At 72.1% G+C, this 20,953-nt stretch carries 18 protein-coding genes and 2 pseudogenes; 9 read left to right on the top strand and 11 right to left on the bottom strand.

Annotation, left to right across the window (positions count from 1 at the left end):
• From N4P33_RS17925 to eccB, 4 genes are all read right to left on the bottom strand, one after another.
• The coding region (locus N4P33_RS17925) for a WXG100 family type VII secretion target (protein ID WP_260827632.1) at nucleotides 1–1,276 on the bottom strand (1,276 nt) is incomplete at its 3' end.
• Nucleotides 1,276–1,719: a hypothetical protein gene (locus tag N4P33_RS17920; RefSeq protein WP_260827631.1), complete on the bottom strand. Its 444-nt coding sequence runs from the start codon at nucleotides 1,717–1,719 to the stop codon at nucleotides 1,276–1,278. The genes N4P33_RS17925 and N4P33_RS17920, both read right to left, overlap by 1 nt.
• Before the next feature lie 265 nt (nucleotides 1,720–1,984).
• Complete coding sequence (mycP, locus tag N4P33_RS17915) at nucleotides 1,985–3,256, bottom strand: type VII secretion-associated serine protease mycosin (protein ID WP_260827630.1); 1,272 nt, start codon at nucleotides 3,254–3,256, stop codon at nucleotides 1,985–1,987.
• Between the two features lie 32 nt (nucleotides 3,257–3,288).
• A complete protein-coding gene (gene eccB / locus N4P33_RS17910) occupies nucleotides 3,289–4,824 on the bottom strand; it encodes a type VII secretion protein EccB (protein ID WP_260827629.1) in 1,536 nt (511 codons plus the stop codon).
• Between the two features lie 217 nt (nucleotides 4,825–5,041).
• On the opposite strand from eccB, the gene eccE reads away from it, so the two are divergent.
• Nucleotides 5,042–6,376 (top strand): type VII secretion protein EccE, encoded by a 1,335-nt coding sequence (gene eccE, locus N4P33_RS17905; protein WP_260827628.1) that lies wholly within the window; start codon nucleotides 5,042–5,044, stop codon nucleotides 6,374–6,376.
• The gene (locus tag N4P33_RS17900) at nucleotides 6,373–7,161 is read left to right on the top strand and encodes a hypothetical protein (RefSeq protein ID WP_260827627.1); all 789 of its coding nucleotides are present in this window, start codon (nucleotides 6,373–6,375) and stop codon (nucleotides 7,159–7,161) included. Before eccE ends, N4P33_RS17900 begins: the two co-directional genes overlap by 4 nt.
• 21 nt (nucleotides 7,162–7,182) lie before the next feature.
• Here the strand turns inward: N4P33_RS17900 and N4P33_RS17895 are convergent, their stop codons facing one another.
• Both N4P33_RS17895 and N4P33_RS17890 read right to left on the bottom strand, forming a co-directional pair.
• Nucleotides 7,183–7,440 (bottom strand): DUF397 domain-containing protein, encoded by a 258-nt coding sequence (locus N4P33_RS17895; protein ID WP_260827626.1) that lies wholly within the window; start codon nucleotides 7,438–7,440, stop codon nucleotides 7,183–7,185.
• Nucleotides 7,421–8,248, bottom strand: coding sequence for a helix-turn-helix transcriptional regulator (locus N4P33_RS17890; RefSeq protein WP_260827625.1), 828 nt, complete (start codon nucleotides 8,246–8,248; stop codon nucleotides 7,421–7,423). Before N4P33_RS17890 ends, N4P33_RS17895 begins: the two co-directional genes overlap by 20 nt.
• Before the next feature lie 92 nt (nucleotides 8,249–8,340).
• Between N4P33_RS17890 and N4P33_RS17885 the strand changes: the two genes are divergently transcribed.
• Both N4P33_RS17885 and N4P33_RS17880 read left to right on the top strand, forming a co-directional pair.
• Nucleotides 8,341–8,769, top strand: coding sequence for an ATP-binding protein (locus N4P33_RS17885; protein ID WP_260827624.1), 429 nt, complete (start codon nucleotides 8,341–8,343; stop codon nucleotides 8,767–8,769).
• 69 nt (nucleotides 8,770–8,838) lie between these two features.
• Entirely contained in the window at nucleotides 8,839–10,494 is a 1,656-nt protein-coding gene (locus N4P33_RS17880; RefSeq protein ID WP_399029666.1) for a hypothetical protein, read from the top strand.
• Here the strand turns inward: N4P33_RS17880 and N4P33_RS17875 are convergent.
• Entirely contained in the window at nucleotides 10,448–12,499 is a 2,052-nt protein-coding gene (locus tag N4P33_RS17875) for a bifunctional glycosyltransferase 87/phosphatase PAP2 family protein (protein WP_260827622.1), read from the bottom strand. The two genes, N4P33_RS17880 and N4P33_RS17875, sit on opposite strands and share 47 nt — an antisense overlap.
• Nucleotides 12,500–12,892: 393 nt before the next feature.
• Between N4P33_RS17875 and proP the strand changes: the two are divergent.
• Both proP and N4P33_RS17865 read left to right on the top strand, forming a co-directional pair.
• Nucleotides 12,893–14,328, top strand: a pseudogene (proP, locus tag N4P33_RS17870) (glycine betaine/L-proline transporter ProP).
• A gap of 24 nt (nucleotides 14,329–14,352) precedes the next feature.
• Complete coding sequence (locus tag N4P33_RS17865; RefSeq protein WP_260827621.1) at nucleotides 14,353–15,024, top strand: O-methyltransferase; 672 nt, start codon at nucleotides 14,353–14,355, stop codon at nucleotides 15,022–15,024.
• A 15-nt stretch (nucleotides 15,025–15,039) separates the two neighbouring features.
• Here the strand turns inward: N4P33_RS17865 and N4P33_RS17860 are convergent, their stop codons facing one another.
• On the bottom strand, nucleotides 15,040–15,432 hold the full coding sequence (locus N4P33_RS17860) for an FHA domain-containing protein (protein WP_260827620.1): 393 nt from the start codon (nucleotides 15,430–15,432) through the stop codon (nucleotides 15,040–15,042).
• 88 nt (nucleotides 15,433–15,520) lie between these two features.
• Between N4P33_RS17860 and N4P33_RS17855 the strand changes: the two genes are divergently transcribed.
• Nucleotides 15,521–15,943, top strand: a complete 423-nt coding sequence (locus N4P33_RS17855; protein WP_260827619.1) for a DUF1992 domain-containing protein — start codon at nucleotides 15,521–15,523, stop codon at nucleotides 15,941–15,943.
• A gap of 4 nt (nucleotides 15,944–15,947) precedes the next feature.
• Here N4P33_RS17855 and N4P33_RS17850 read toward each other — a convergent pair whose 3' ends face one another.
• Entirely contained in the window at nucleotides 15,948–16,610 is a 663-nt protein-coding gene (locus tag N4P33_RS17850; RefSeq protein WP_260827618.1) for a hypothetical protein, read from the bottom strand.
• A gap of 3 nt (nucleotides 16,611–16,613) precedes the next feature.
• The gene (locus tag N4P33_RS17845; RefSeq protein WP_260827617.1) at nucleotides 16,614–17,273 is read right to left on the bottom strand and encodes a hypothetical protein; all 660 of its coding nucleotides are present in this window, start codon (nucleotides 17,271–17,273) and stop codon (nucleotides 16,614–16,616) included.
• A 95-nt stretch (nucleotides 17,274–17,368) separates the two neighbouring features.
• Here N4P33_RS17845 and N4P33_RS17840 point away from each other — a divergent pair, with 95 nt between their 5' ends.
• Nucleotides 17,369–17,863 (top strand): GNAT family N-acetyltransferase, encoded by a 495-nt coding sequence (locus N4P33_RS17840; protein WP_260827616.1) that lies wholly within the window; start codon nucleotides 17,369–17,371, stop codon nucleotides 17,861–17,863.
• Nucleotides 17,864–18,002: 139 nt separating this feature from the next.
• Here N4P33_RS17840 and N4P33_RS17835 read toward each other — a convergent pair whose 3' ends face one another.
• Nucleotides 18,003–20,096, bottom strand: coding sequence for an MFS transporter (locus tag N4P33_RS17835; RefSeq protein ID WP_260827615.1), 2,094 nt, complete (start codon nucleotides 20,094–20,096; stop codon nucleotides 18,003–18,005).
• 159 nt (nucleotides 20,097–20,255) lie between these two features.
• On the opposite strand from N4P33_RS17835, the pseudogene N4P33_RS17830 reads away from it, so the two are divergent.
• Nucleotides 20,256–20,953: pseudogene (locus N4P33_RS17830) on the top strand (peptidoglycan-binding protein); the annotation flags it as partial.

The raw sequence follows: 20,953 nt of genomic DNA, 5'->3' as shown, positions 1-20,953 counted from the left end.
TCGGCATGCCGCCGACGATGCCGCGCGCCACCGGCCCGGTCGCACGCGGCGCTGCCTGTCCGGGTGCGACCGTACGCCCCACAGCTGCCGCGCGGTCGGGTCCGCGGCTTCCCATCGGTCCCTGTACGACGGGGCGCGGGCTCTGCCCCACAGGGCCCGGTCCCTTGGGTGGCACCGGACGGGCGCCCGTCGGAGCCCCGGCCCGGCCGGGGGCCGCCGACGGAGGCGTCCTCGTCGCCGGGGCGCCACCGGGCCCAGCGGTGCGTCCGCCTGGACCACGCAGCGTCATGGAAGGGCCGCTCGGAGCCAGGGGCAGCGGCGGGGCGGATCCCGAGGCGGCCAGAGGGCCGCTGGTCGATGGCGGCGTGACGTTGGTGGGCCTTACGGCTTCTTGAGGAGGCAAGGTACCGACGCTGTTGATCTCGGTGCCCGCCGGACGCGGAGCGAGTGCGTCAGCCGTGCTGCTCACCGGCAGTTGGGTGCCCGGCTGCTGCTCCCCCGCTCCGACCGATGCTGAGCTCCGGCCAGAAGGGCCTCTGTCATCGACCGGCGCCAACGACTGGTTTCCGGCGCCTCCCCCCTCTGTAACGGTGATCGGGGGTCTCTCGGTGACCGGCGGCGGCACTCCCACATCCGGCATTTTCGGGAACACCGGCTCCTCGGCCTGCCGCATGTACCCCGCCGACACCGTGTAGAACGACGCCAGCCGGTACATCTGGTTGATGGCCTCCTGGCGGTTCTTCTCCGCCTTGAGCGCCGCCGCGTACTCCTCGTTGCTCTCGTCCCGCTTCGCCTCGGGAATGTCCTCGACGGTCTTGCGCTCACCGCGCGTGTCGCGCGGGGGCATGGACGCGCGGACCGAGGCGAGGCCCTCTCCGGCGGCCAGGACCTGGGTGCCGATGGTGTCGGCGTAGTCGCCCACGCCCTCGGCGGTCTTGACAAGGCTCTTGGCCCAGCGGTCGAAGGCGGTGTGCGCCTCGCCCTCCCAGTCGATGCCGGGCAGGTTGCCCTTGAGTTCCTCGGCGGCGTCCTTGATCGCGTCCCGGGCGGCGACCAGGGCCGTGCCCGCGGACTCCAGCAGCTCCGGGTTGGCGGACTCGACGATGTCGATCATGTCGTTGAGGTCGTAGCCCTCGAAGTCCGTGCGGCCGAAGTGGAAGCCTCGGGGTGCGCCGAATGGGCTGAGGATCCTGCCCATCTGCATGACGGCGTCGAGTGAGCCGTTCTGCGCCTGCGCCTGCGTGGACGGGTCCGGCGTGTTCTTGTCCCCGCTCATCAGTACCCCGCGTCGGTGTGATCGGCGCGGTTGTCCCGCTTCAGGTGCGACTCCAGCACCTTCTCGCGCTCCTCGTTGACCGTGGTCCGGATCTCATGGAAGCGGCGGCGCTGTTCTTCCTCGAGATTGTCGAAGGCGACGTCCACGCCGTGCACGGCGATCTGCATGGCCTCGAGCTGGAGGCCCAGCGTCTTGGACAGCGCGGTGATCCGCTCGTGGACCCGCTCGTACTCCCGGTGCAGCATCGTGCCCTCGGGGAACGCGCCGCTGCCGAAGGCGGTGGGTGGCAGGCTGCACCTGCCGACACTGGATTCCCCGCCCGCCGATGCCTCGAATGCGGTCAGCAGGTCGTCGATGCGCTTCTTGAATGTCGAAAGCGCCATCACGCCGCGGCGCATGTCCGCGGCGCTGCCTCCGCCCCCGCGCCCGTCTGCAGGCAGCATCTTCTGCTGTTCCTCCCCGTTCCCCGTTGTTCCTCGTTGTCCCCGTGTTGTGTGCTGCGGCTGCTCCCCGGTCGCCGGTGTCGTCCGGCGGGTCACCCTGTGGCGAGCATGATCACAGCAGCACCACCTTAGTGACTGCCACCGACAGCCCCAACTCCCATATGCAATAACGCCGCTCCCGCACGACCGACGTCCTTCTCGCCTCTCACCGGGTCAGTACGTCCCCCACCTGTGTCATCGTTCGATCCTCAACAAGCGATCTTTCTCACATTGCAGAGTGGCCATTGCGAACATCGGCCCTACGGTGCCGCCTGCGCGCGTCCCTCAGCGCCACCGCAGCTCCCCCCAGACCCGCCACCAGCACCGCCGCGCCGACCGCCACGTACGTTGCGAGCCGCGCGTTGCGTTCGTCGGCGGTCTCGCCGAGCGGGAGTTCGGCCGCGGACGGCGCCTCGGCTCCGGCCAGGCCCTCCTGCGGCCGTGGCGACTCGATCGGGCGGCTGTCCTCCGTCAGAGCGCGCACCGGATCCACCACCCCCCAGCCGACCAACCGGTCCCGCCCGGCGATGGTGCGTTCCGCGGTCTGTTCGATCTGGGCGACGATCTGACGCCGGGTCCAGTCGGGGTGCTTCGCCTTGATGAGAGCCGCGAGGCCCGCCACGTACGGCGCGGAGAAGCTCGTGCCGTTGTCCAGGCAGTGGCCCCCTCGGGGGACGGTCGAGATGATGTCGACGCCCGGTGCCGCCACGTCGACGAAGTCGCCGGACTGGGAGAAGGACGCGCGTTCGTTGTTGCGGTCCGAGGCGGCGACGGCGAGGACGCCTTCGTAGGAGGCGGGGTAGGTCTTCTTGACGTTGCCGCCGAGTCCGCCGTTGCCCGCCGAGGCGACGACGACGATCTCCCGGGCCAGGGCTTCGTCGACGGCGGTTTTCAGGTCCGGGTCCGGTTCGGCGGCGTCCGCCGTGTCCTGGGAGATGTTGATGACGTCCGCACCGGCCTTGACGGCGTGGCGGATCGCGGCGGCGAGGGTCCCGGTGTCGCCGTGGCCCTCCGCGTCGTTCTGCTGGATCGGGATGATGGTCGCCTCGGGCGCCAGGCCCACGAAGCCGGTCCGGTCGTCGGGCCGGGCGGCGATGATGCCGGCGACCTTGGTGCCGTGGCCCACGGTGTCGGTGGTGCCGTTCTCGCTGCCCCGCTCGATGGGGTCGCCGTTGTCGTCCTTCAGGCCCTTGGGCAGGAAGTTACGGCCGCTCCTGACGTCCACCGCGGATTTCAGCTGGGGGTTCTTCACATCGACGCCGGTGTCGATGACGGCGACCCGCACACCCTTGCCCTTGGACTGGCTCCACACCTCGTCCAGTTGCACCCGCTGGAGGTACCAAGGACGGCCCGGGTACACGTCGTTGGGGTACTCGCACTGGTCGGCGAAGGAGTCGTCCGCAGCGGCGGCCGGCGACGCGAGGGGCAAGGGGGCGAGCACGACGACGGCGGCCACCAGGAGCTGCTGGTGCCGCGCGCCTCGCCTGAAGCGTGGCATGAGTCGCAGGAACCTCATGAGGTGCATCCCCGTCACGAGCCCTGCGGCTGCCGTGCCGCAGCCGTCGACAGACGGGGACCGGTGGGCAGGAACGCGGACCAGGCGGCGGGAATCGGCGCCGGGTCCACGTCGGCGTAACCGAGGCGGGTCTGGGCCTGCTGGGCCTCCTGATCCAGCTCCTTCTTCTCCTTCTGCGACATGCCGATCCCGGCGTCGTCGGTGGCGCTGTCGGCGTTGGACTGCAGGACGTAGCGCAGGCCGGTGTCGGTGACCAGGAAGACCGGGCCCGCCTTCGTCTGGGTGCCCTGGAACTGGCGGTAGAGCTGGCCGGAGCCGGGCGTGACGTAGGCGCTGGTGGACCCGGCGGGGAGGTCGGCGGGGAAGCCGGTGCCCGCCCAGGTGCTGAGGGTGGTGCCGCCCTTGCCGCCGACACCGCGCAGGACATTGCAGACGGTGTTGCGGCTCCCTTGGTCGGCCGAGGCCTCGTTGACCGCCTCGGGTGTGCCCGTCGGCCAGTCGTACCCGGTGCCGAAGGGCTTGCCCGGGACGATGGCGCCGGGGCTCGTCTCCAGCGCCTTGCCGGCCTGGCCGACCTGCGCCAGTTCCTTGCTGAACAGCAGCAGTTGGGCGACGAAGGCGGAGACCGGGGCGACGCGCTCGGGCAGCACGACGTAGTACTGCTCCTTGTTGTTGTCGAACGCCTTGAGCACCGTGCCGACCCGGTCGGCCGACGCATCGAGCCCACCGGGCGCGTTCGCCGGTGCGCCGGGGGTTCCCTCGATCTCCGGGAAGGTGATCGGGTCGCCCTGGTGGAGGGTCGCGAGCCACTCGCGCGAGACCCGCTGGGGCTCACGTCCGGAGCCGACGACGGTACGCAGCAGCAGTTCCAGGTCGGAGCCGGTGTCCAGCCGGTCGATCCGGTACGCCGTTCCGCCCGCGTCCACGACGAAGCGCTTGCCGTCGGGATCGGCCACGTACAGCAGTTCACCACCGGTCAGCTTCTGCGTGCCTTCGGTCAGTCGGCGTTCACGGTCTGCCAGCACGAGCGCGGCCTTCTGGATGGACCGGCCACCGGCGCCGGGACGCTCGCAGACGGCCCACCGCTTGGCGGAGCCCGCCTCCTGCGCGGAGGGCAGGCGGTCGGGCGCGTAGGGGATGCCGATGGTGACGCCGTGCGGGATCTTGCCGCTGTCGAGGACCGACTCGCTGACGGTCACGACGTCCCCCTTGCCGGGTGCGAGGAGGAGCTTGGCCGACGCCATGTTGAGCACCGGGTGCAACTGGACCTCGTCGCCGGTCTTCAGGACGACGTAGCGGGTGGTGGACTTGCTGGCGATGATCACCTTCTCGTTGGGGGTGTCCCAGCCCTTGGGGGCGGTCGGCTTGAACATGCCCCAGGCCCCGAAGACGGCCATGACGACCACGCCGACGACGATGCCGGGCACGACACCGCGCAGAGGGCGCGGTGCTCCTTCCTCCGAGCCGTGCGGGAACGACTGGACGAAGGCCGCGAGCAAGCGGCGCTTCGCGAAGGTGTAGGCGTTGAGCTGATCCCGCCGAGATGCCATTGGTGCGTGTCTCTCCCCGTGTCCCGCACTGTCCGTCCGGCTTCCGGCTGCGCGACGCCGAGGTCGCCGTCTCCCGCCCGCCGATGTCAGACGCGGCCCCTACTATGCCTGGTGTGGGGAGTGGCCTGCGGAGCGGGTAGGGTGCCTGGGCCCTGTGCGGCCTGGGGTTCGTGCGGGAACTCCTGCGAGTTGTGAGCAAATTGGGGGGAATGGAGCAATGGCTTCCGCAACGCGCACCCCGCGCCGTGACCGGACCGGGGCACGCGCTTCCGCGGGGCACGGGCGGCCGGCGACGCGGCCGTCGTCCGCGCCACCGGGCGGCGGGCAGGAGGGCGGCCTCCACCTCAGGCTGCGCGCGGGCCGGCCGGGTTCGTTCCGGTTGCAACGGATCGTTCTGCTGGAGCTCGCCGCCGCCCTCCTTCTCGTCGGCTGGGCCATCGGCCCTCTCGCGCTGGGCAGCACGGCCGCGGTCGCCGTGGGACTGGTGCTGCTGGCCTTCGTGCGCCGCCGGGGCCGCTCCCTGCCCGAATGGGTGGCCACGGCACGCGCCTTGCGCGCCCGGCAGAAGCACGCCGCGGAGCTGGTGATTCCGCCCGGCACCGAGCCGGGTCTCGCGCCCGCCGTGGAGTGCGACCCGACCCTGCGCACGTACGCGTACGGAGGCCGGGACCGGCGTCCCGTCGGACTCGTCGGGGACGGAACGTTCGTCACCGCCGTCGTCCAGGTGGAGGCCGACGCCACCGCCCTGCGTGCCGAGCGCGGCAGACGCCCGCTGCCGCTGGCCCTGGTACGGGACGCACTCGAAGTGGACGGCATCCGCCTGGAGTCGGCCCAGGTCGTCCTGCACACCCAGCCCGCACCCGCCCTGCATCTGCCGCGTCAGTCCGTCGCCGTCAGCAATTACGCGCCCCTGCAGGAACAGACCGGCGCGCCCGCGGTACGCATCACGTGGATCGCGCTGAAACTCGCCCCGCAGCTGTGCCCGGAGGCCGTGGCGGCCCGGGGCGGCGGCCTCGTCGGCGCGCAGAAGTGCGTGGTGCGGGCCGCCGACCACCTGGTCAGCCGTCTCACCGGCGCCGGGTTCCGCGCCACCGTCCTCGACGAGGAGGAGCTGACCTCCGCCATCGCCACCTCGGCCTGCGCCAACCCGCTGGTGACGGCCGAGGCAGGACGGACGGACCGGCAGGAGCGGCGCACCGAGGAGTCCGGCCGGAGCTGGCGCTGCGACAACCGCAGACACACCACGTACTGGATCCGCAGGTGGCCCCAGCTGGGCGGCGGCAGCGGGGCCTCGCTGCCCCAGTTCGTCGCGCTGCTCACGGCGATCCCCGCGCTGGCCACCACGCTCAGCCTCACGCTGGCGCGCGAGGACGGACGGGACCTGTCGCTGCGCGGGCATCTGCGGGTGACCGGGCGCAGCGCCGAGGAACTGACCGCGGCACGGCGCGCGCTGGAGGACACCGCCCGGACCGCGGGTGCGGCGCTGACCCGACTCGACCGCGAGCAACTGCCCGGCGTACTGGCCACGTTGCCCCTGGGAGGTGTGCGATGAGGACACCAGCGCTCAGCCCCACGCAGGGTGCACAGCCACCGGCCACCGGGTCACCGCAGCCGGCCTCCCGGCGGACCCGCGACCTGCTGCGCACCGGTCTCGGCCTGCTCGGTCCGCGCCACGGCCGGCACACGCTCTCCGCGGACGAGCTGGACACCCTGTCACTGCCCATCGGGGACGACGGCGTCATCATCGGCGTGGATGCCGAGGGGCAGCCGGCCGTGCTGGGCCTGAACCGGCCCACGCCGTACGAGGTGGTCCTCATCGGAGGTCTGTGGACGGCTCAGGTGCTCGCGCTGCGGGCCGCGGCGACCGGTGCGCGGGTGGCCGTCGAGACCGGCCGGGCCCCCGCCTGGTCCCAGCTGGTGCACGCCATGGGCGGCGGGCAGAACGGACTCGCCGTCTACGACGTGGGCAGGGTCCCGCCGCTCGGCGCGTCGGCGGGCACACCGGTGCTGGTGGTACGGGACTGCGGTATGCGTCCGCCGCACGGCCGGGTGGTCTCAGGACCCTGGCGGACGGTCCTGACCCTGCTGCCCTATCTGAGCCCGGTCGCACCCCGGCTGGTCCGGCAGGCCCGGCTGGTGGGGGTGCAGCGGATATCGCCGGACGAGTCCGTGGAACTCGGCCGTGCGATAGCACTGCCCCGCAGCGACGTGGACGCACTGCCGACCCTCGCCGACGGCATCACCCTGTGGTGCGCCGACCGCGACCGGCAGTACGTGATGACCCAACCGACGGACCCGGAGCTGGGGTTGCTGGGCACACCGCGCCGGATGGACTGACGCCCGGGGCTGCACCGGGGGTCATTCGGCGGGGGCGGCCGTCCAGTTGAGGAAGGCGGAGAAGGCGGCGGGGGCGAGGGTGAGGATGGGGCCTGTGGGGGTTTTGGAGTCGCGGATGGCGATGGTGGGGTGGGGGGTTTGGGCGATCTCTACGCAGTTGCCGCCCTGGTCACCGCTGTACGTCGACTTGCGCCAGGCCAGGGGGCCTATCGGCGCGCACTCGACGCAGTTGCCGCCCTGGTCGCTGCTGTAGCTGGACTTACGCCAGTTGATCTCCATAGCGTTCCTCCATCACTCGCTGGATCAGCTCCGCCGAATCCTTGAGCGGGAGTGCGGCAGCCTGAAGATGATCGTAACGGAGCGAGCAGTCTTCGACGGTGTCCGGATTCGCAGTCGGGTGCCCGCTGCCGTAGCCCTCCGTATAGACGATCGTCGGATCGTTCGCGAAGCGGTAGAGGTCGAATGAGCCTGTCATCCCCGCGTGCGCTCCGGCGCTGAACGGCAACACTTGGACGTTGATCAGCGGGTTCCGCTCGAACGACAACAGGTGGGCCAGTTGCTCGCGCATGGTTGCGGGACCGTCGATCTCCAAGTACAGGGCAGCTTCGAAAAGGATCACCCAGTAGAGCGGAGGCTCCTCCCTCTCGAAGATGCGCTGACGATCCAACCGCACGGCGGTGCGGTCACCGAGGTCCCTTTCGTCCAGTGCACCGAGCACGGCACGCGCGTATGCCCTGGTCTGCAGGAGACCTGGCACCATGCCCATCTCGAAGCAGTACATTCCCGTGGCCCTTGCCTGCAGCTCAGCTACCTGCTGGAACCAGCCCGGAAGTTGACTCCGCATGACCAGCGCGACGAGCCGGGACAGCAACCCACCCGTCCCCAACGCCGCATCCACCCGCTCGCTGAACTCCTGCGTCGGCAGTTTGCGGGCCGTCTCGATCTGCCCGATGAGCGAGCCGGTATAGCTGACGATCTCCCCCAGCTGCCGTTGCGTCAGCCCGGCCGCTTCTCTCAGGCGCCGCAGCTCGAAGCCGTAGTAGTCCAGAGGTGAGGCGCCCGGGTCGAGGGCGTTGATGTGAACCACGCGGGGTCCCCTCTCGCGCAACTCGGTCCACGGCGGGACCAGTTGTATTCGATCCGTAGCCCAGCGTAGTCACGGCAGGCCAGCCTCGTAGCGTGAACGAATACATTCCCCCCACACTGCTGGCCCCCCGCGCCGCCCAGTACACAATGCGACTGAGGGTCGGCGAGCACAGTCCCCGGCACGTCCGCCGCATCGTCCGCTCGTTCCTGACCGAGTGGGACATGCCGCAGCTCGCCGACGCCGTGGAACTCGGGGTGACAGAACTGCTGAGCAACGTCGTACGCCACGTCCCGGACCGCCGCTGCACGCTGCGCTTGCTGCGACAGTCGGCGGGGGTGCGGGTGGAGGTGAGCGACGGGAGCGATGAACTGCCGTGCGTGAGGGCGAGGTTGGCCTTGACGGAGGAGAGCGGAAGAGGATTGGTGCTGCTGGATGCGGTGGCCGCGAAGTGGGGGGTTGCTCCCGAGCCTCGCGGCGGGAAGACCGTGTGGTTCGAGTGTGCGGTGGGCCCGAGCCGGTGAGGTGACCGGCGGTGGCTTTTCCGTGGCCGCGCGGTAAACGTCCTCGCCCCGTTGCACGTCTACCTCACCGTGCCCCCTGCCGAACTCGCCCTCGCCGCCCAGCAAGCGGACACGGTCGACGCACGTCAGCGGAATCGTCCCCTCCGCCGCTTCCTCCGGCGCCAGCGCGTTCCGGTCCTCGCCACCCTCGCCGTCCTCCCCCTCTACGCGCTCTGGTGGGCCCTCCTCGCCACCGGCGGTGGTGATCTCGCGGCCCAGGAAGCGTGGGCCGGGTTCGCCGAGCGGCACGGGGACTCGGCGTACAGCCTCTTCTGGTACGGCGGGATGCACACCGCCAACTACAGCCTGATCTCGCCGTACTTGATGGCTGCCTTCGGTGTCCGTACCGTCACCGTCGCGTCCGGGATCGCCGCCACCTGGCTCGCGGCCCTGCTCCTTCAGCGCACGCCCGTCCGAAGACCCCTCGCGCCCGCCCTCCTCGCCTCCCTCGCCCTGTGGTGCAACGTCGCCTCGGGGCGTACCACCTTCGCCCTCGGTGTCGCCTTCGGGCTCGCGGCCGTCCTTCATCTCGTACGGGACGGACAGCTCGCCCTCGCCGGCGCCTACGCCGTCCTCGCCACCATGGCCTCCCCGGTCGCCGGGCTGTTCCTCGCCGTCGTCGGGGCCGGGTTCCTGCTCAGCGGCCGCCGGTACACCGCCCGCGCGCTCGTCCTCGCCCTGCCGCCCGCCTTCGTCGTCGGGGCGACCAGCCTGCTGTTCCCCTTCCGGGGTGAGCAGCTCATGCCGGCCTCTCGCATATGGCCTCCCGTCCTCCTCGGTCTCGCCCTCGCCGCCCTCTCCCCACGGCGCTGGCACGTCGTCCGGTGGAGCGGGCTCGTCTACGCCGCCGGGACCGTGCTCGTCTACCTCGTGCCCTCCCCCATCGGCACGAACATCGAGCGCTTCGCCGAGTACGCCGCCCCAGTCGCCCTCCTCGCCGCACTCCTCGCCCAGCCGTCCCCACGCACACACCCCGTCCGCCGCGCTCTCCTCATCGCCGCCCTCGTCTTCTCCCTGGCCTGGGTCGGCCAGAAGACCGTCGACGATCTGAAGGTGTCCACCACCGTTCCCGCCTGGGCCGCGCACACCCACGGTGTCGTCCGCGCCCTCGACGGGCTCGGCTCCGACCGTTCCCGTGTGGAGGTCGTGCCCGCCCGCAATCACCGTGAGGCCACCGCCCTCGCCCCCCACGTCCATCTCGCCCGCGGCTGGAACCGGCAGCTCGACATGGAGCGCGCCCGCCTCTTCTACGACGGGTCCTTCTCCGCCGCCACCTATCGCGCCTGGCTGGACCACTGGGCGGTCGGCTTCGTCGTCCTGCCGAACGGCAAGCCCGACGGGTTCGCCGAGGAGGAGGCCCGGCTGATACGGGACCCCCGCACCCGGCCCGACTGGCTCCTCCCGGTGTGGCACGACGACCACTGGCAGGTGTTCCGGGTGCGCGACGCCGTGCCCCTCGTCTCCGCCCCGGGCACCGTCGTCCGCACCTCCGGCGCGGAGGTCGTGCTTCGCGTGTCCCGGCCGGGCGAGGTGACCGTACGGATCGCCTACTCGCCCTGGCTGCGCAGCGACGGCGGCTGTCTGAGCCGGGCCGGTGAGTTCACGCGGCTCACCGTGTCCGCGCCGGGCGAGTACCGGATCAGCTCGGAGTACGGTCCTTCTCCGGCACCGCCGGCTCGCTGCTGAGCTCGGCCGCCGCCGTGACCGTCCGGGCGCGCGGCCCCTGCAGCACGTACGTCAGGCCGAACCCGGCGCCGACCACCACCGCCCCACCCACCGCGTCCAGGATCCAGTGGTTGCCGGTCGCCACGATCGCGGCGGCCGTGAACGTGGGATGGAGCAGTCCGAGCGCCTTCATCCAGCCCTTCGGCGCGACGATCGCGATGACCACCCCGCACCACAGCGACCAGCCGAAGTGCAGCGACGGCATCGCCGCGTACTGGTTGGTGAGGGCGGTCAGCGTGCCGTAGTCGGGCTGGGTGAAGTCCTGCACTCCGTGCACCGTGTCGATGATGCCCAGCTCCGGCATCAGGCGCGGCGGCGCGAGCGGGTAGAGCCAGAAGCCGACGAGGGCGAGCAGTGTGGCGAAGCCGAGGCTCGCGCGGGCCCAGCGGTAGTCGACGGGGCGCCGCCAGTAGAGCAGGCCGAGGACGGTCAGCGGGACGATGAAGTGGAACGACGTGTAGTAGAAGTCGAAGGAGTTCCGCAGCCAGTCGATCTTCACCACGGCGTGGTTGACCGCGTGCTCGATGTCGAGGTGGAGGACGCGTTCGAGGTCGAGGATCTGGTGGCCGTGCTCCTCCGCGCGCGCCCGTCCCGCCGAGTTGCTGCCGCCGGTCGCCGCGAGCCGCACCTTCGCGTACGCGGCGTAGGTCACGCGGATCAGCAGCAGTTCCAGCAGCAGGTTCGGGCGGGTCAGCACCCTGCGCAGGAACGGCAGCAGCGGGATCCACGAGAAGCGGGCCGGGACCGGGGCGGCGTACCGCGTCGGGACGGGTGAGCGGTAGTAGGGCGAGGTGCGGGACAGGAACGGTACGGCCGTGGCGGCGGCCAGCGCGGTGAGCAGGACGATGTTGTCGCGCAGCGGGTGGAGCACCGCCAGGTTCGGCAGCATCATCTTGGCGGGCAGCGTCATCACCAGCACGACGGCGACGGGCCACACCGGCCGGTCGGAGGCGCGCCGGCCGACCCGGCCGACGACGGTGAGCAGCACCCACAGCAGCTGGTGCTGCCAGGCGGTCGGGGAGACGGCGATGACGGCGCAGCCGGTGATGCCGACGGCGAGCAGCAGCTGGCCGTCGCGGGCGTAGCGCACGGCGCGGCGCACCGCGAGGGCGGCGACGGTGGCGGCGAGCAGCAGGAAGAGGCCGATCTCCAGCGGGCCTTCGAGGCCGAATCGGAGCAGGGCGCCGTGCAGGGACTGGTTGGCGAGGTCGTCGGCGGGTCCGCCGAGGCCGACGCCCGCCATGTGGTGCACCCAGTAGGTGTAGGAGTCGTGCGGCATCGCGGCCCAGGCGAGCCCGGTGAGGCCGGCGAAAGTGGCCCCGGTGGCGAGGGCCGCCCGGCGGCGGCCGGTGAACCACAGCAGCGGCGCGAACAGCAGCAGCGTGGGCTGCAGGGCGGCGGCGACGCCGATGAGGGCGCCGCTGACGCGCTGCCCGTGGGCGGCGAAGCAGCCGAGCAGGACGAGCAGCACCGGGATGATGCTGGTCTGACCGAGCCACAGGGCGTTGCGCACCGGCAGGGACAGCATCAGGAGGCTGATGGCCACCGGGGCGGCGAGCAGCGCGGTGCGGCGGCCGACGGGCTGGGGCAGGGCGCGGGCGGCGACCAGGCCGAGCGCGACGACCAGCAGCAGCGAGCCGAAGGTCCAGCCCCAGCCGAGGGCCTGCTCGGCGGAGCGGGTGAGCGGCTTGAGGACCAGCCCGCCGAAGGGCGTGCCGGTGAAGCGGGTGGAGTCGTAGAGGGAGCCGCTGACGTGCAGCACGCCCTCGGGTCCGACCCAGGTCTCCAGATCCGTGAGCCGTTCCCCGCGCGGGGTGCTCAGGACGACGGCGACCTGCCGTACGGCGAGGACCGCGGCGACGAGCCACAGTCCGAGGCGCGCCGCACGCAGCCGTGCGTGGGCGCCGCCGACGGCCGTCGCCCCGAGAGCCTCCGCCGGTCGTCCGCTGTGCTCCGCATTCGCCACGCCTCGTCGGCCTCCCGCCCCGCTCGTCCCATGCGCTGTGTGCACGGATGGTCACTCTGCGAACCCTACGAGTTCACACCGCCCCTGAGCCAAGACGCAGGCCACCCCCGATTCACCTGACGTCGTTTCCCCATTTGTCCGGTCGACGATAGACGTCCGGGGCGCCGGTTGCGCGCCCCCGGCGCGAGAAGGATCACATCGGGGTGCCGCCGGGCGGGCGCGCCGGGGGTGCTGCGCGCCTGCACATCTCGCATTTATGTGCACACTGCAACGACTCGCATACCACCCGTACAGGGACAGGCGGCGCCTATCGTCGTTTGCTCGGTCCGCCCGACAGCGCCGCCGCGCGGTACCCGCCCCCCTGTCCCCGTCGAAAGGTAGGCGAGCGTCGTTTTGTCGACCGCCCACGTCGCCGCTCCCCCGAAGAAGTCCCCGCCGCGGACCGTCGCCGCGCAGGCTCCCGGCCCCGCCGCCCCCGACCCCACCGTCACCGACCCCGCGCTCGTCCGGCGTGCCGTGAAGGCGGCCGCCCTGGGCAACGCGATGGAATGGTTCGACTTCGGTGTCTACAGCTACATCGCGGTCACCCTGGGCAAGGTCTTCTTCCCCTCGGGTAACCCCACCGCCCAGCTGCTGTCGACGTTCGGCGCCTTCGCCGCGGCGTTCCTCGTGCGCCCGCTCGGCGGCATGGTGTTCGGCCCGCTCGGCGACCGGGTGGGCCGGCAGAAGGTCCTCGCCCTCACCATGATCATGATGGCGGCGGGCACCTTCGCGATCGGCCTGATCCCCTCCTACGCCGCGATCGGCGTCGGCGCCCCGATCCTGCTGCTGGCCGCCCGCCTGGTGCAGGGCTTCTCCACCGGCGGCGAGTACGCGGGCGCGTCCACCTTCATCGCCGAGTACGCCCCCGACAAGCGGCGCGGCTTCCTCGGCAGCTGGCTGGAGTTCGGCACGCTCGCCGGATACATCGCGGGCGCGGGCCTGGTCACCCTGATGACGGCACTGCTGTCCTCCGAGGACCTGCTCTCCTGGGGCTGGCGCACACGTTCCTGATCGCGGGCCCGATGGGCATCATCGGCCTGTATCTGCGCATGCGCCTGGAGGAGACCCCCGCCTTCGCCGCCGAGGTCGAGAAGGCCGAGGCGAGCCGCCCGAAGGTGCCGCTGCGCGAGATGATCACCGGCCAGTGGCGTGCGCTGCTGCTGTGCGTGGGCCTGGTGCTGGTCTTCAACGTCACCGACTACATGCTGCTGTCGTACATGCCGAGCTATCTGACCAGCGAGCTGCACTACGACGAGACGCACGGTCTGCTCGTCGTCCTCGGTGTGATGGCGCTGATGATGCTCGCCCAGCCGTTCGTCGGCGCGCTGACCGACCGCGTCGGCCGCCGCCCGGTGATCGCCACCGGCTGCGCCGGCTTCCTGCTGCTGTCCGTCCCGGCGCTGCTGCTGATCCGCGACGGCTCGCTCCTCGCGGTCGCCGCCGGCATGGGCGCCCTCGGCCTGCTGCTGGTGTGTTTCACCGCCGCCATGCCCGCCGCGCTCCCGGCGCTGTTCCCGACCCGGGTGCGCTACGGCTCCCTGTCGATCGGCTTCAACGTCTCGGTGTCCCTCTTCGGCGGCACCACTCCCCTGGTGGTCACCGCGCTGATCGGCGCGACCGGCGACATGATGATGCCCGCCTACTACATGATGGCCGCGGCCGTGATCGGCGGGATCGCCGTGTGGCGCATGGCGGAATCGGCCGGACGGCCGCTGCCCGGTTCGGCACCGTCGCTGGAGGCGGGGACACTGGAAGCCGGGGCGGCCGGGACCGCCGACTCCGCCTGACCCAGCCGACGAAAGGTACGGGGCATGAGCGACGCGCGGCTCTGGCACGAGGTGGACGACTACTTCACCGACCGTCTCGCGCCCGGTGACGACGTCCTGGACGCCACCCTGCGGGACAGTGAGGCGGCGGGGCTGCCGTCCATCGCCGTCGCGCCCAATCAGGGCAAGCTGCTTCAGCTGCTCGCCCAGATCCAGGGCGCCCGGCACATCCTGGAGATCGGCACGCTCGGCGGCTACAGCACCATCTGGCTGGGCCGCGCGCTCCCGCCGGACGGGCGGCTGATCACCCTGGAGTACGACCCCCGGCACGCGGAGGTCGCGAGCCGCAACCTCGCCCGCGCCGGGCTGGACAAGCTGGTCGAGGTGCGGGTGGGCGCCGCCCTGGAGTCGCTGCCGAGACTCGCCGACGAGAACCCGCCCCCGTTCGACCTGGTGTTCATCGACGCCGACAAGGCCAACAACGCCCACTACGTGGAGTGGGCGCTGAAGCTCACCAGCACCGGCAGCCTGATCGTCCTGGACAACGTCGTACGCGGCGGCCGGGTCGCCGATCCGGACAACACCGACCCGGACGTGGTCGGCACCCGGGCCGCCCTCGAGCTGATCGGCAGCCATCCGCGGCTCAGCGGTACGGCGATCCAGACGGTCGGTGCCAAGGACTACGACGGGTTCGCGCTGGCCAGGGTGCTGGCGTGAGCCCGCGCGGGGTCCTCACACCTCGTGGTAGAAGCCCACGTTGATGCTGCGCGGGGCGGTGCGGTCCTGGACGACGATCTCGCCGCTGCCGCCCCGGGGCAGCGCCACGGTGCCGCCGTAGGGGACGGGCTGGACGTACTCGCCGACGGTGAGCCGGACCTCGGAGGACGGCTCGGGGAGCGAGCCGCGCAGCCAGGTCAGATGCCAGGTGCCGTCCTGGCCGCACTGGAACTCCAGGTGGACCCGGGAGACGAACAGCCAGTCGTCCGGCGTGACCAGCCGGCACGCCGACCGGTCGCGGCCCACCCGCAGCACCGCGCCCGGCTCGCTGGGCGCGTCGGCCATGTGCATACCGGCCGTGGCACCCGCTTCCGCCGCGGACACGGCGGCCATGGTGAGTTCGAGCACGTGCGCTCCTCCTGAGACGTCCTGGCGGGCCTGCAAACCCGCCGAATGATAAAACGCCCGGCTGCGCGGCGTCCGGCACAATGGCCTCATGACCGAGCGAAAGCCACCCGGCGTCAGCTTCGAGTCGTTCGCCGACAAGCAGATCCGGGACGCGGAGGCGCGCGGGGAGTTCGACCGGCTGCCGGGGGCGGGCAAGCCGCTGCCGCGCGACGTGGAGAGCACCTACGACGAACTGTGGTGGGTCAAGCGGAAGATGGCCCGCGAGGGCCTGTCCGTCCTCCCGCCGGCGCTCGCGCTGCGCAAGGAGGCCGAGGACGCGCTGGACGCGGCGCTCGCGGCGCCCTCGGAGCGGCTGGTGCGCAAGATCCTGACCGAGATCAACGCCAGGATCCGCGAGATGATGTTCAAGCCGCCGCCCGGCCCCCCGCTGGGCAAGAAGCCGTACGACGTCGAGGACGTCGTACGGCAGTGGCGGGAGCGCCGGGAAGCGGCGGGCGGGTCGGCGGTCTGACCGCTCACACGTGCAGCAGGCGTTCCGCCAGCTCCCGGTAGTCCTTCAGGGCCAGGCGCAGCTGCTCGGTGTCGGTCGCGGCGGTGGTCCCGCCCTCGCCGGTGTCGGCGGCCTGCCAGGACCGGCGCAGGGTGCGGCGCCGCTCGGTCACCGCGTGGGTGACGCGCTCGGTGAGCTCCTGCAGTACCTGGTCGGCCTCGCGCACGGCGTCGCGCGGCGTGTCGACGAATCCGGCCACGGCGTGCTGGAGCTGCGCGGCGAGCTTGTCGCAGTCGTCGCGCGCGAGCAGCCCGTGCGCGGACGCCGCGGAGTCACGGCCGCCGGTCCGGTCGCCGGGGGCCGCGCTGTCGCCGGCCCAGGTGTCACCGGTCCGGTTTCCGGTGGCGGGGGTGTCGCCGGCCCAGGTGTCACCGGTCCGGTTTCCGGTGGCGGGGGTGTCGCCGGCCCAGGTGTCACCGGTCCGGTTTCCGGTGGCCGAGGTGTCGGCGGCCCGCCTGTCACCAGCCCGGGCTTCCAGGGCCTCCGTGTCGTGGGCGCCGGGTGTGCCGGATGCGGCCGGGGTCTCGGTCGACTGCGGATGGGCCGCGACCAGCGGGCTGTCGCCGCCGTTGTCGGCGGGTCCGCCACGGCCGGTGGGGTTCTCGGGGCGCCGGGTCGCGTCGGTCATGGCTCAGCTCTCCTTCGTCTGGCGCCGGTGCAGTAGCGACGGCGTGTGGGAGCCGCGGGCGGTCCGCGAGCCGCGCTCGCCGTCCGGGCTGGTGCGGTGGCGTCCGCCGTCGTGCCGGGACGGGCGCAGCAGGTCGTCGAACAGGGCGCGGGCCTCGACCATGGCCTCGCGCATCTCCTCGGTTCCGGCCCCGCCGTCCTCGTGAGCCCGCGTCACCCGGTGCACGCGCCGGTAGCCGTCGACGTGGTGGGCGTGGTGCACGGACAGGGCGGCGAGCTGCTCCTCGTACTGGCCGCCGTCGGGGAAGCCGCGGGCGCCGGCGAGTTCGGCGATCAGCCGGTCGGCCTCGGCGAGCGCCTCCCGCGGCGACTCGACGAACCGCTCCTGCGCGGCCGTCCAGCGCGCCTCGAACCGCTCCCGCTCGGCCGGCTCCAACTCCCGCTCGTGCAGGGCCCCGTGGCGTTCCACGCGCTCGGCGAGCTCCCGCTCGGCCGCCTTGGTGTCTCCGTCGTGGCGGGCGACGGTCCGGTCGTACTCGGGCCCGAAGCGCCGCTTGAGGCTCATACCGTGCCGCGGGCCGCGGGCGCGCAGGATGACGACGGCCGCGACGGCCACGAGGACGGCGACAATCACGATCAACGCAATGATCAGTCCAGTGGACATGAATGCCTTCCGGTTCTCGTCCCAACCGGCACTCCTCGCGAGCCGGTTCGCGAAAACGGGTAGCCCCGAACCGGCCCCGCAAACAGAATGCGCCCATGACCTGGACCGTCGCCCCGGAGCCGTACGACTCCCCGACCGCCGCCGCGCTCTGGCGGGCGTACTACACGGAGGTCAGCGACCGCTGGTACCTGCTGCACGAGGGCCGGCGGACCGATCCGGCGGAGCTGGAACGAGAGATCGCCGCGCACCCGGGCGCCGAACTCGCGCCGCCCGGCGGCCTGCTGCTGGTCGCGCGGTACGCGGGCGAACCGGCCGGAAGCGCCGGGATCCGGCTGTCGGCCGACGGCACGACCGCCGAGCTGACCCGGGTGTTCCTGTACGAGCGGATGCGCGGCCGGGGCGGTGCGGCGCTGCTGGTGCGGGCCGCCGAGGACGCGGCGCGGGAGCGGGGCGCCACGCGGATGATCCTGGACACGCGCGGCGATCTGGTCGAGGCCCGCGCCCTGTACGCCCGGCTCGGCTACGCGGAGACGGAGCCGCACAACGCCGACCCGTACGCCGAGCACTGGTTCGCCAAGCCACTCGGCTGACGGGGGCCCCGCGAGCGACTGACGGGCGGGCCCGCGCCAAGCCAGACCGCGCCCAGCCAGCCCCCGCTGAGCCGGGCTGGTCCGCGCCCAGCCAGCCCACGCCGAGCCTGCCCAGCTCCCCCCGCACCGCCCCTCGGTCTCACCCCACCCGCGTCCCCGGCCGTTCCGCCTGCGGGCGCTCCCCCCGCGAACCGCACAGCTCGCCCGACAGCTCGTGCACCAGCTGCACCAGGTCGGTGGGCCGGTCCGGCCCCCACCAGTCGCCGAGCAGCTCGGCCAGGGAGTCCTCCCGGGCCCGCGCGAGCCGTTCCGCGACCTCGCGCCCCTCGTCGGTGAGCACCAGGTCGAGCCCTTCCCGTGTCGCCAGGTGCCGTATCTCCACCTGGCGGGCGGCCTCCATCACGACGTTCAGCGGGATGGTGCTGCGTTCGGCGAGCACCGCCGGTTCCACCGAGCCGTACTTCCGGATCCGCAGCAGCAGCCAGCTCGCGGCGGGCAGCAGGTCGTAGCCCGCCCGTGCGGTGATCGTCCGGTAGATCTCGCGGCGCCCCTCGCGGGTGCCGAGCACGGACAGCGCGCGGCACACCTCGTCGTACGAGGACCGCTCGACGGGGTTGCTGGCGAGGGTCTCGGTGACGTCGGGCGCGGTGACCGAGGCGCGCAGCCGGTCCTCCTTGAGGAACCAGGCCAGCACGAAACCGGCGAGCGCGACCGGCGCGGCGCACAGGAAGACGTCGGTGATGGCGGTGGCGTAGGCGTGGACGGCGTCCGGGCGCAGCGCGGCGGGCAGGGCGTCGATGCCGCGCGGGTCGGCCTCCAGCGCGCCCGGGGAGACGCCGGGCGGGAGCTGGGCGCCCCGGAAGGCGGCGGCGAGTTCGTCGCCGAGCCGGCCCGCGAAGATCGTGCCGAAGATGGCGACGCCGAACGAGGCGCCGATGGAGCGGAAGAACGTCGCGCCGGAGGTGGCGACGCCGAGATCCTCGTAGGAGACGGCGTTCTGCACGATCAGGACCAGCACCTGCATCACCAGGCCGAGTCCGAGGCCGAAGACGAAGAAGAAGGCGCTCATCTCGCCGGTGGGGCTGTTCTCGTCGAGCTGGTGGAGCAGCAGCAGGCCGAGGGTGGTGACGGCGGTGCCCGCGATCGGGAACACCTTCCAGCGGCCGGTGCGGCTGACGATCTGGCCGGAGCCGGTGGAGGCGATCAGCATGCCGGCCACCATGGGCAGCATGTGCACGCCGGACATGGTGGGGGTGACGCCCTGGACGACCTGGAGGAAGGTCGGCAGATACGTCATCGCGCCGAACATCGCGAAGCCGACGATGAAACTGATCAGGGCGGACAGCGTGAAGGTGCGGATGCGGAACAGTTTCAGCGGCAGTACGGGTTCGGCGGCCCGCCGCTCCACCGCCACGAACGCCAGAGCGAGCACGGCGGCCAGCACTGCGAGACCCACGATCTGCACGGACCCCCACGCCCAGGTGGTGCCGCCGAGTGAGGCGACCAGCACCAGGCAGGTGGCGACGGCCGCGATGAGGAAGGTGCCGAGGTAGTCGATGACGTGCCGGGTGGACCGGCGCGGGATGTGCAGCACGGTGGCGATCACGGCGAGCGCGACGATCCCCACCGGCAGGTTGACGTAGAACACCCAGCGCCAGCTCAGATGCTCGGTGAACAGCCCGCCCAGCAGCGGCCCCAGCACACTGGTCGCGCCGAACACGGCCCCGAACAGCCCCTGGTAGCGCCCCCGTTCACGCGGCGGCACGAGATCGCCGACGATCGCCATGGACAGCACGATCAGCCCGCCGCCGCCGAGCCCCTGCAACGCCCGGAAGGCGATCAGCTGGGACATGTCCTGCGCCGCCCCGCACAGCGCCGAGCCGATCAGGAAGATCACGATGGCGGTCTGGAACAGCCGCTTGCGCCCGTACTGGTCGCCGAGTTTGCCCCACAGCGGCGTCGCGGCGGTCGAGGCCAGCAGATACGCGGTGACCACCCAGGACAGGTGCGCGAGGCCGCCCAGCTCGCTGACGATCGTGGGCAGCGCGGTGGACACGATGGTCTGGTCGAGGGCGGCCAGCAGCAGTCCGAGGAGCAGGGCGCCGATGGAGACGAGCACATTGCCGGACACCTGCTCGCGGGCATCGGCCGGCTGCACGGCCGGCGACCCGGCACCGGGCGAGGCCCCCGCGTTGCTCACCTTCCCCGTCCCGCCATGCGCGTCGTCGGCCATGAAGACCTCCACAGAATCCCGTTTCCCCCTCCATCGTGATCGGTGTGACCCGTTATGGCCTGTCGAGTCCTGCCGGAAGTTCTCATTCCGGGGGCGTGCGACCGAGGGTGTGGAGAAGATCTGCATAATCTCTGGAGTTCGCGAGGGGAGGGACGACGCGTGGAACAGCCAGTGGGGACCCCGTGCCCGGAGTGCGGCGCGCCCAGAAACAGCGACAACACCCCTTCGTGCGCCTGCACGGCCCGCGCCGCCGACGCCCTGCGCCACGCCCGCTCGGCCGAGGCGGCGGCGGCCGAGGACTTCGACCCGCTACGGATACGCCCGTACGTCGAACTGGACGGCAGCCCCGCGTCCGATACGCCGGACGGCCCACAGGGGGACGACACCCCGGCCGACGCGACCATGCCCCTGCGCGCCGTCCCGCCGGACACCGCCGTCCTGCCCACCCCGCTGGCCCCGCCGACCAGCCGCCCGAACGCGGACGACCTCCACCTCTTCGAGGCCGCACCCGCGACAGGAGAGCCCCGCCCCACCCCGGCCGACGACACCCTCACCACACCCCCGCGCCGACGCCGCCGTACGGCCCTGCTCGGTGCCGCGGGAGCCGTCGTGGCGGTGATCGGCGCGGCCGGCTGGGCGAGCGGCCTGTTCTCCTACGAGCCCCCGACCCGCGACAAGGCCCTGCCGGACGAGGTCCGGGCGAGCGTCCCGGACGTCACCCCGACGGAGCCGTCCCCGGAACCGAGCACCAGCGCGCCCTCGGCCTCACCGTCGACATCACCGTCCGCCTCGGCGTCACCGAGCACGAGCGCATCGCCCTCGCCGTCCCCGTCGGCGTCCAGCGCGACCCCCACCCC

Origin of the sequence: Streptomyces sp. 15-116A, from assembly GCF_025290915.1 — a bacterium.
Lineage (GTDB): Bacteria > Actinomycetota > Actinomycetes > Streptomycetales > Streptomycetaceae > Streptomyces.
This window is presented reverse-complemented; position numbering and strand designations above follow the sequence as displayed.

What these genes read in the sequence shown, in the direction of transcription:
- eccE (WP_260827628.1), top strand. Translation starts at nt 5,042, where the DNA reads ATGGCTTCCGCAACGCGCACCCCGCGCCGTGACCGGACCGGGGCACGC.
- N4P33_RS17865 (WP_260827621.1), top strand. Translation starts at nt 14,353, where the DNA reads ATGAGCGACGCGCGGCTCTGGCACGAGGTGGACGACTACTTCACCGAC.
- mycP (WP_260827630.1), bottom strand. Translation starts at nt 3,256, where the DNA reads ATGCCACGCTTCAGGCGAGGCGCGCGGCACCAGCAGCTCCTGGTGGCC.
- eccB (WP_260827629.1), bottom strand. Translation starts at nt 4,824, where the DNA reads ATGGCATCTCGGCGGGATCAGCTCAACGCCTACACCTTCGCGAAGCGC.
- N4P33_RS17840 (WP_260827616.1), top strand. Translation starts at nt 17,369, where the DNA reads ATGACCTGGACCGTCGCCCCGGAGCCGTACGACTCCCCGACCGCCGCC.
- N4P33_RS17845 (WP_260827617.1), bottom strand. Translation starts at nt 17,273, where the DNA reads ATGTCCACTGGACTGATCATTGCGTTGATCGTGATTGTCGCCGTCCTC.
- N4P33_RS17900 (WP_260827627.1), top strand. Translation starts at nt 6,373, where the DNA reads ATGAGGACACCAGCGCTCAGCCCCACGCAGGGTGCACAGCCACCGGCC.
- N4P33_RS17835 (WP_260827615.1), bottom strand. Translation starts at nt 20,096, where the DNA reads ATGGCCGACGACGCGCATGGCGGGACGGGGAAGGTGAGCAACGCGGGG.
- N4P33_RS17895 (WP_260827626.1), bottom strand. Translation starts at nt 7,440, where the DNA reads ATGGAGATCAACTGGCGTAAGTCCAGCTACAGCAGCGACCAGGGCGGC.
- N4P33_RS17920 (WP_260827631.1), bottom strand. Translation starts at nt 1,719, where the DNA reads ATGCTGCCTGCAGACGGGCGCGGGGGCGGAGGCAGCGCCGCGGACATG.
- N4P33_RS17850 (WP_260827618.1), bottom strand. Translation starts at nt 16,610, where the DNA reads ATGACCGACGCGACCCGGCGCCCCGAGAACCCCACCGGCCGTGGCGGA.
- N4P33_RS17855 (WP_260827619.1), top strand. Translation starts at nt 15,521, where the DNA reads ATGACCGAGCGAAAGCCACCCGGCGTCAGCTTCGAGTCGTTCGCCGAC.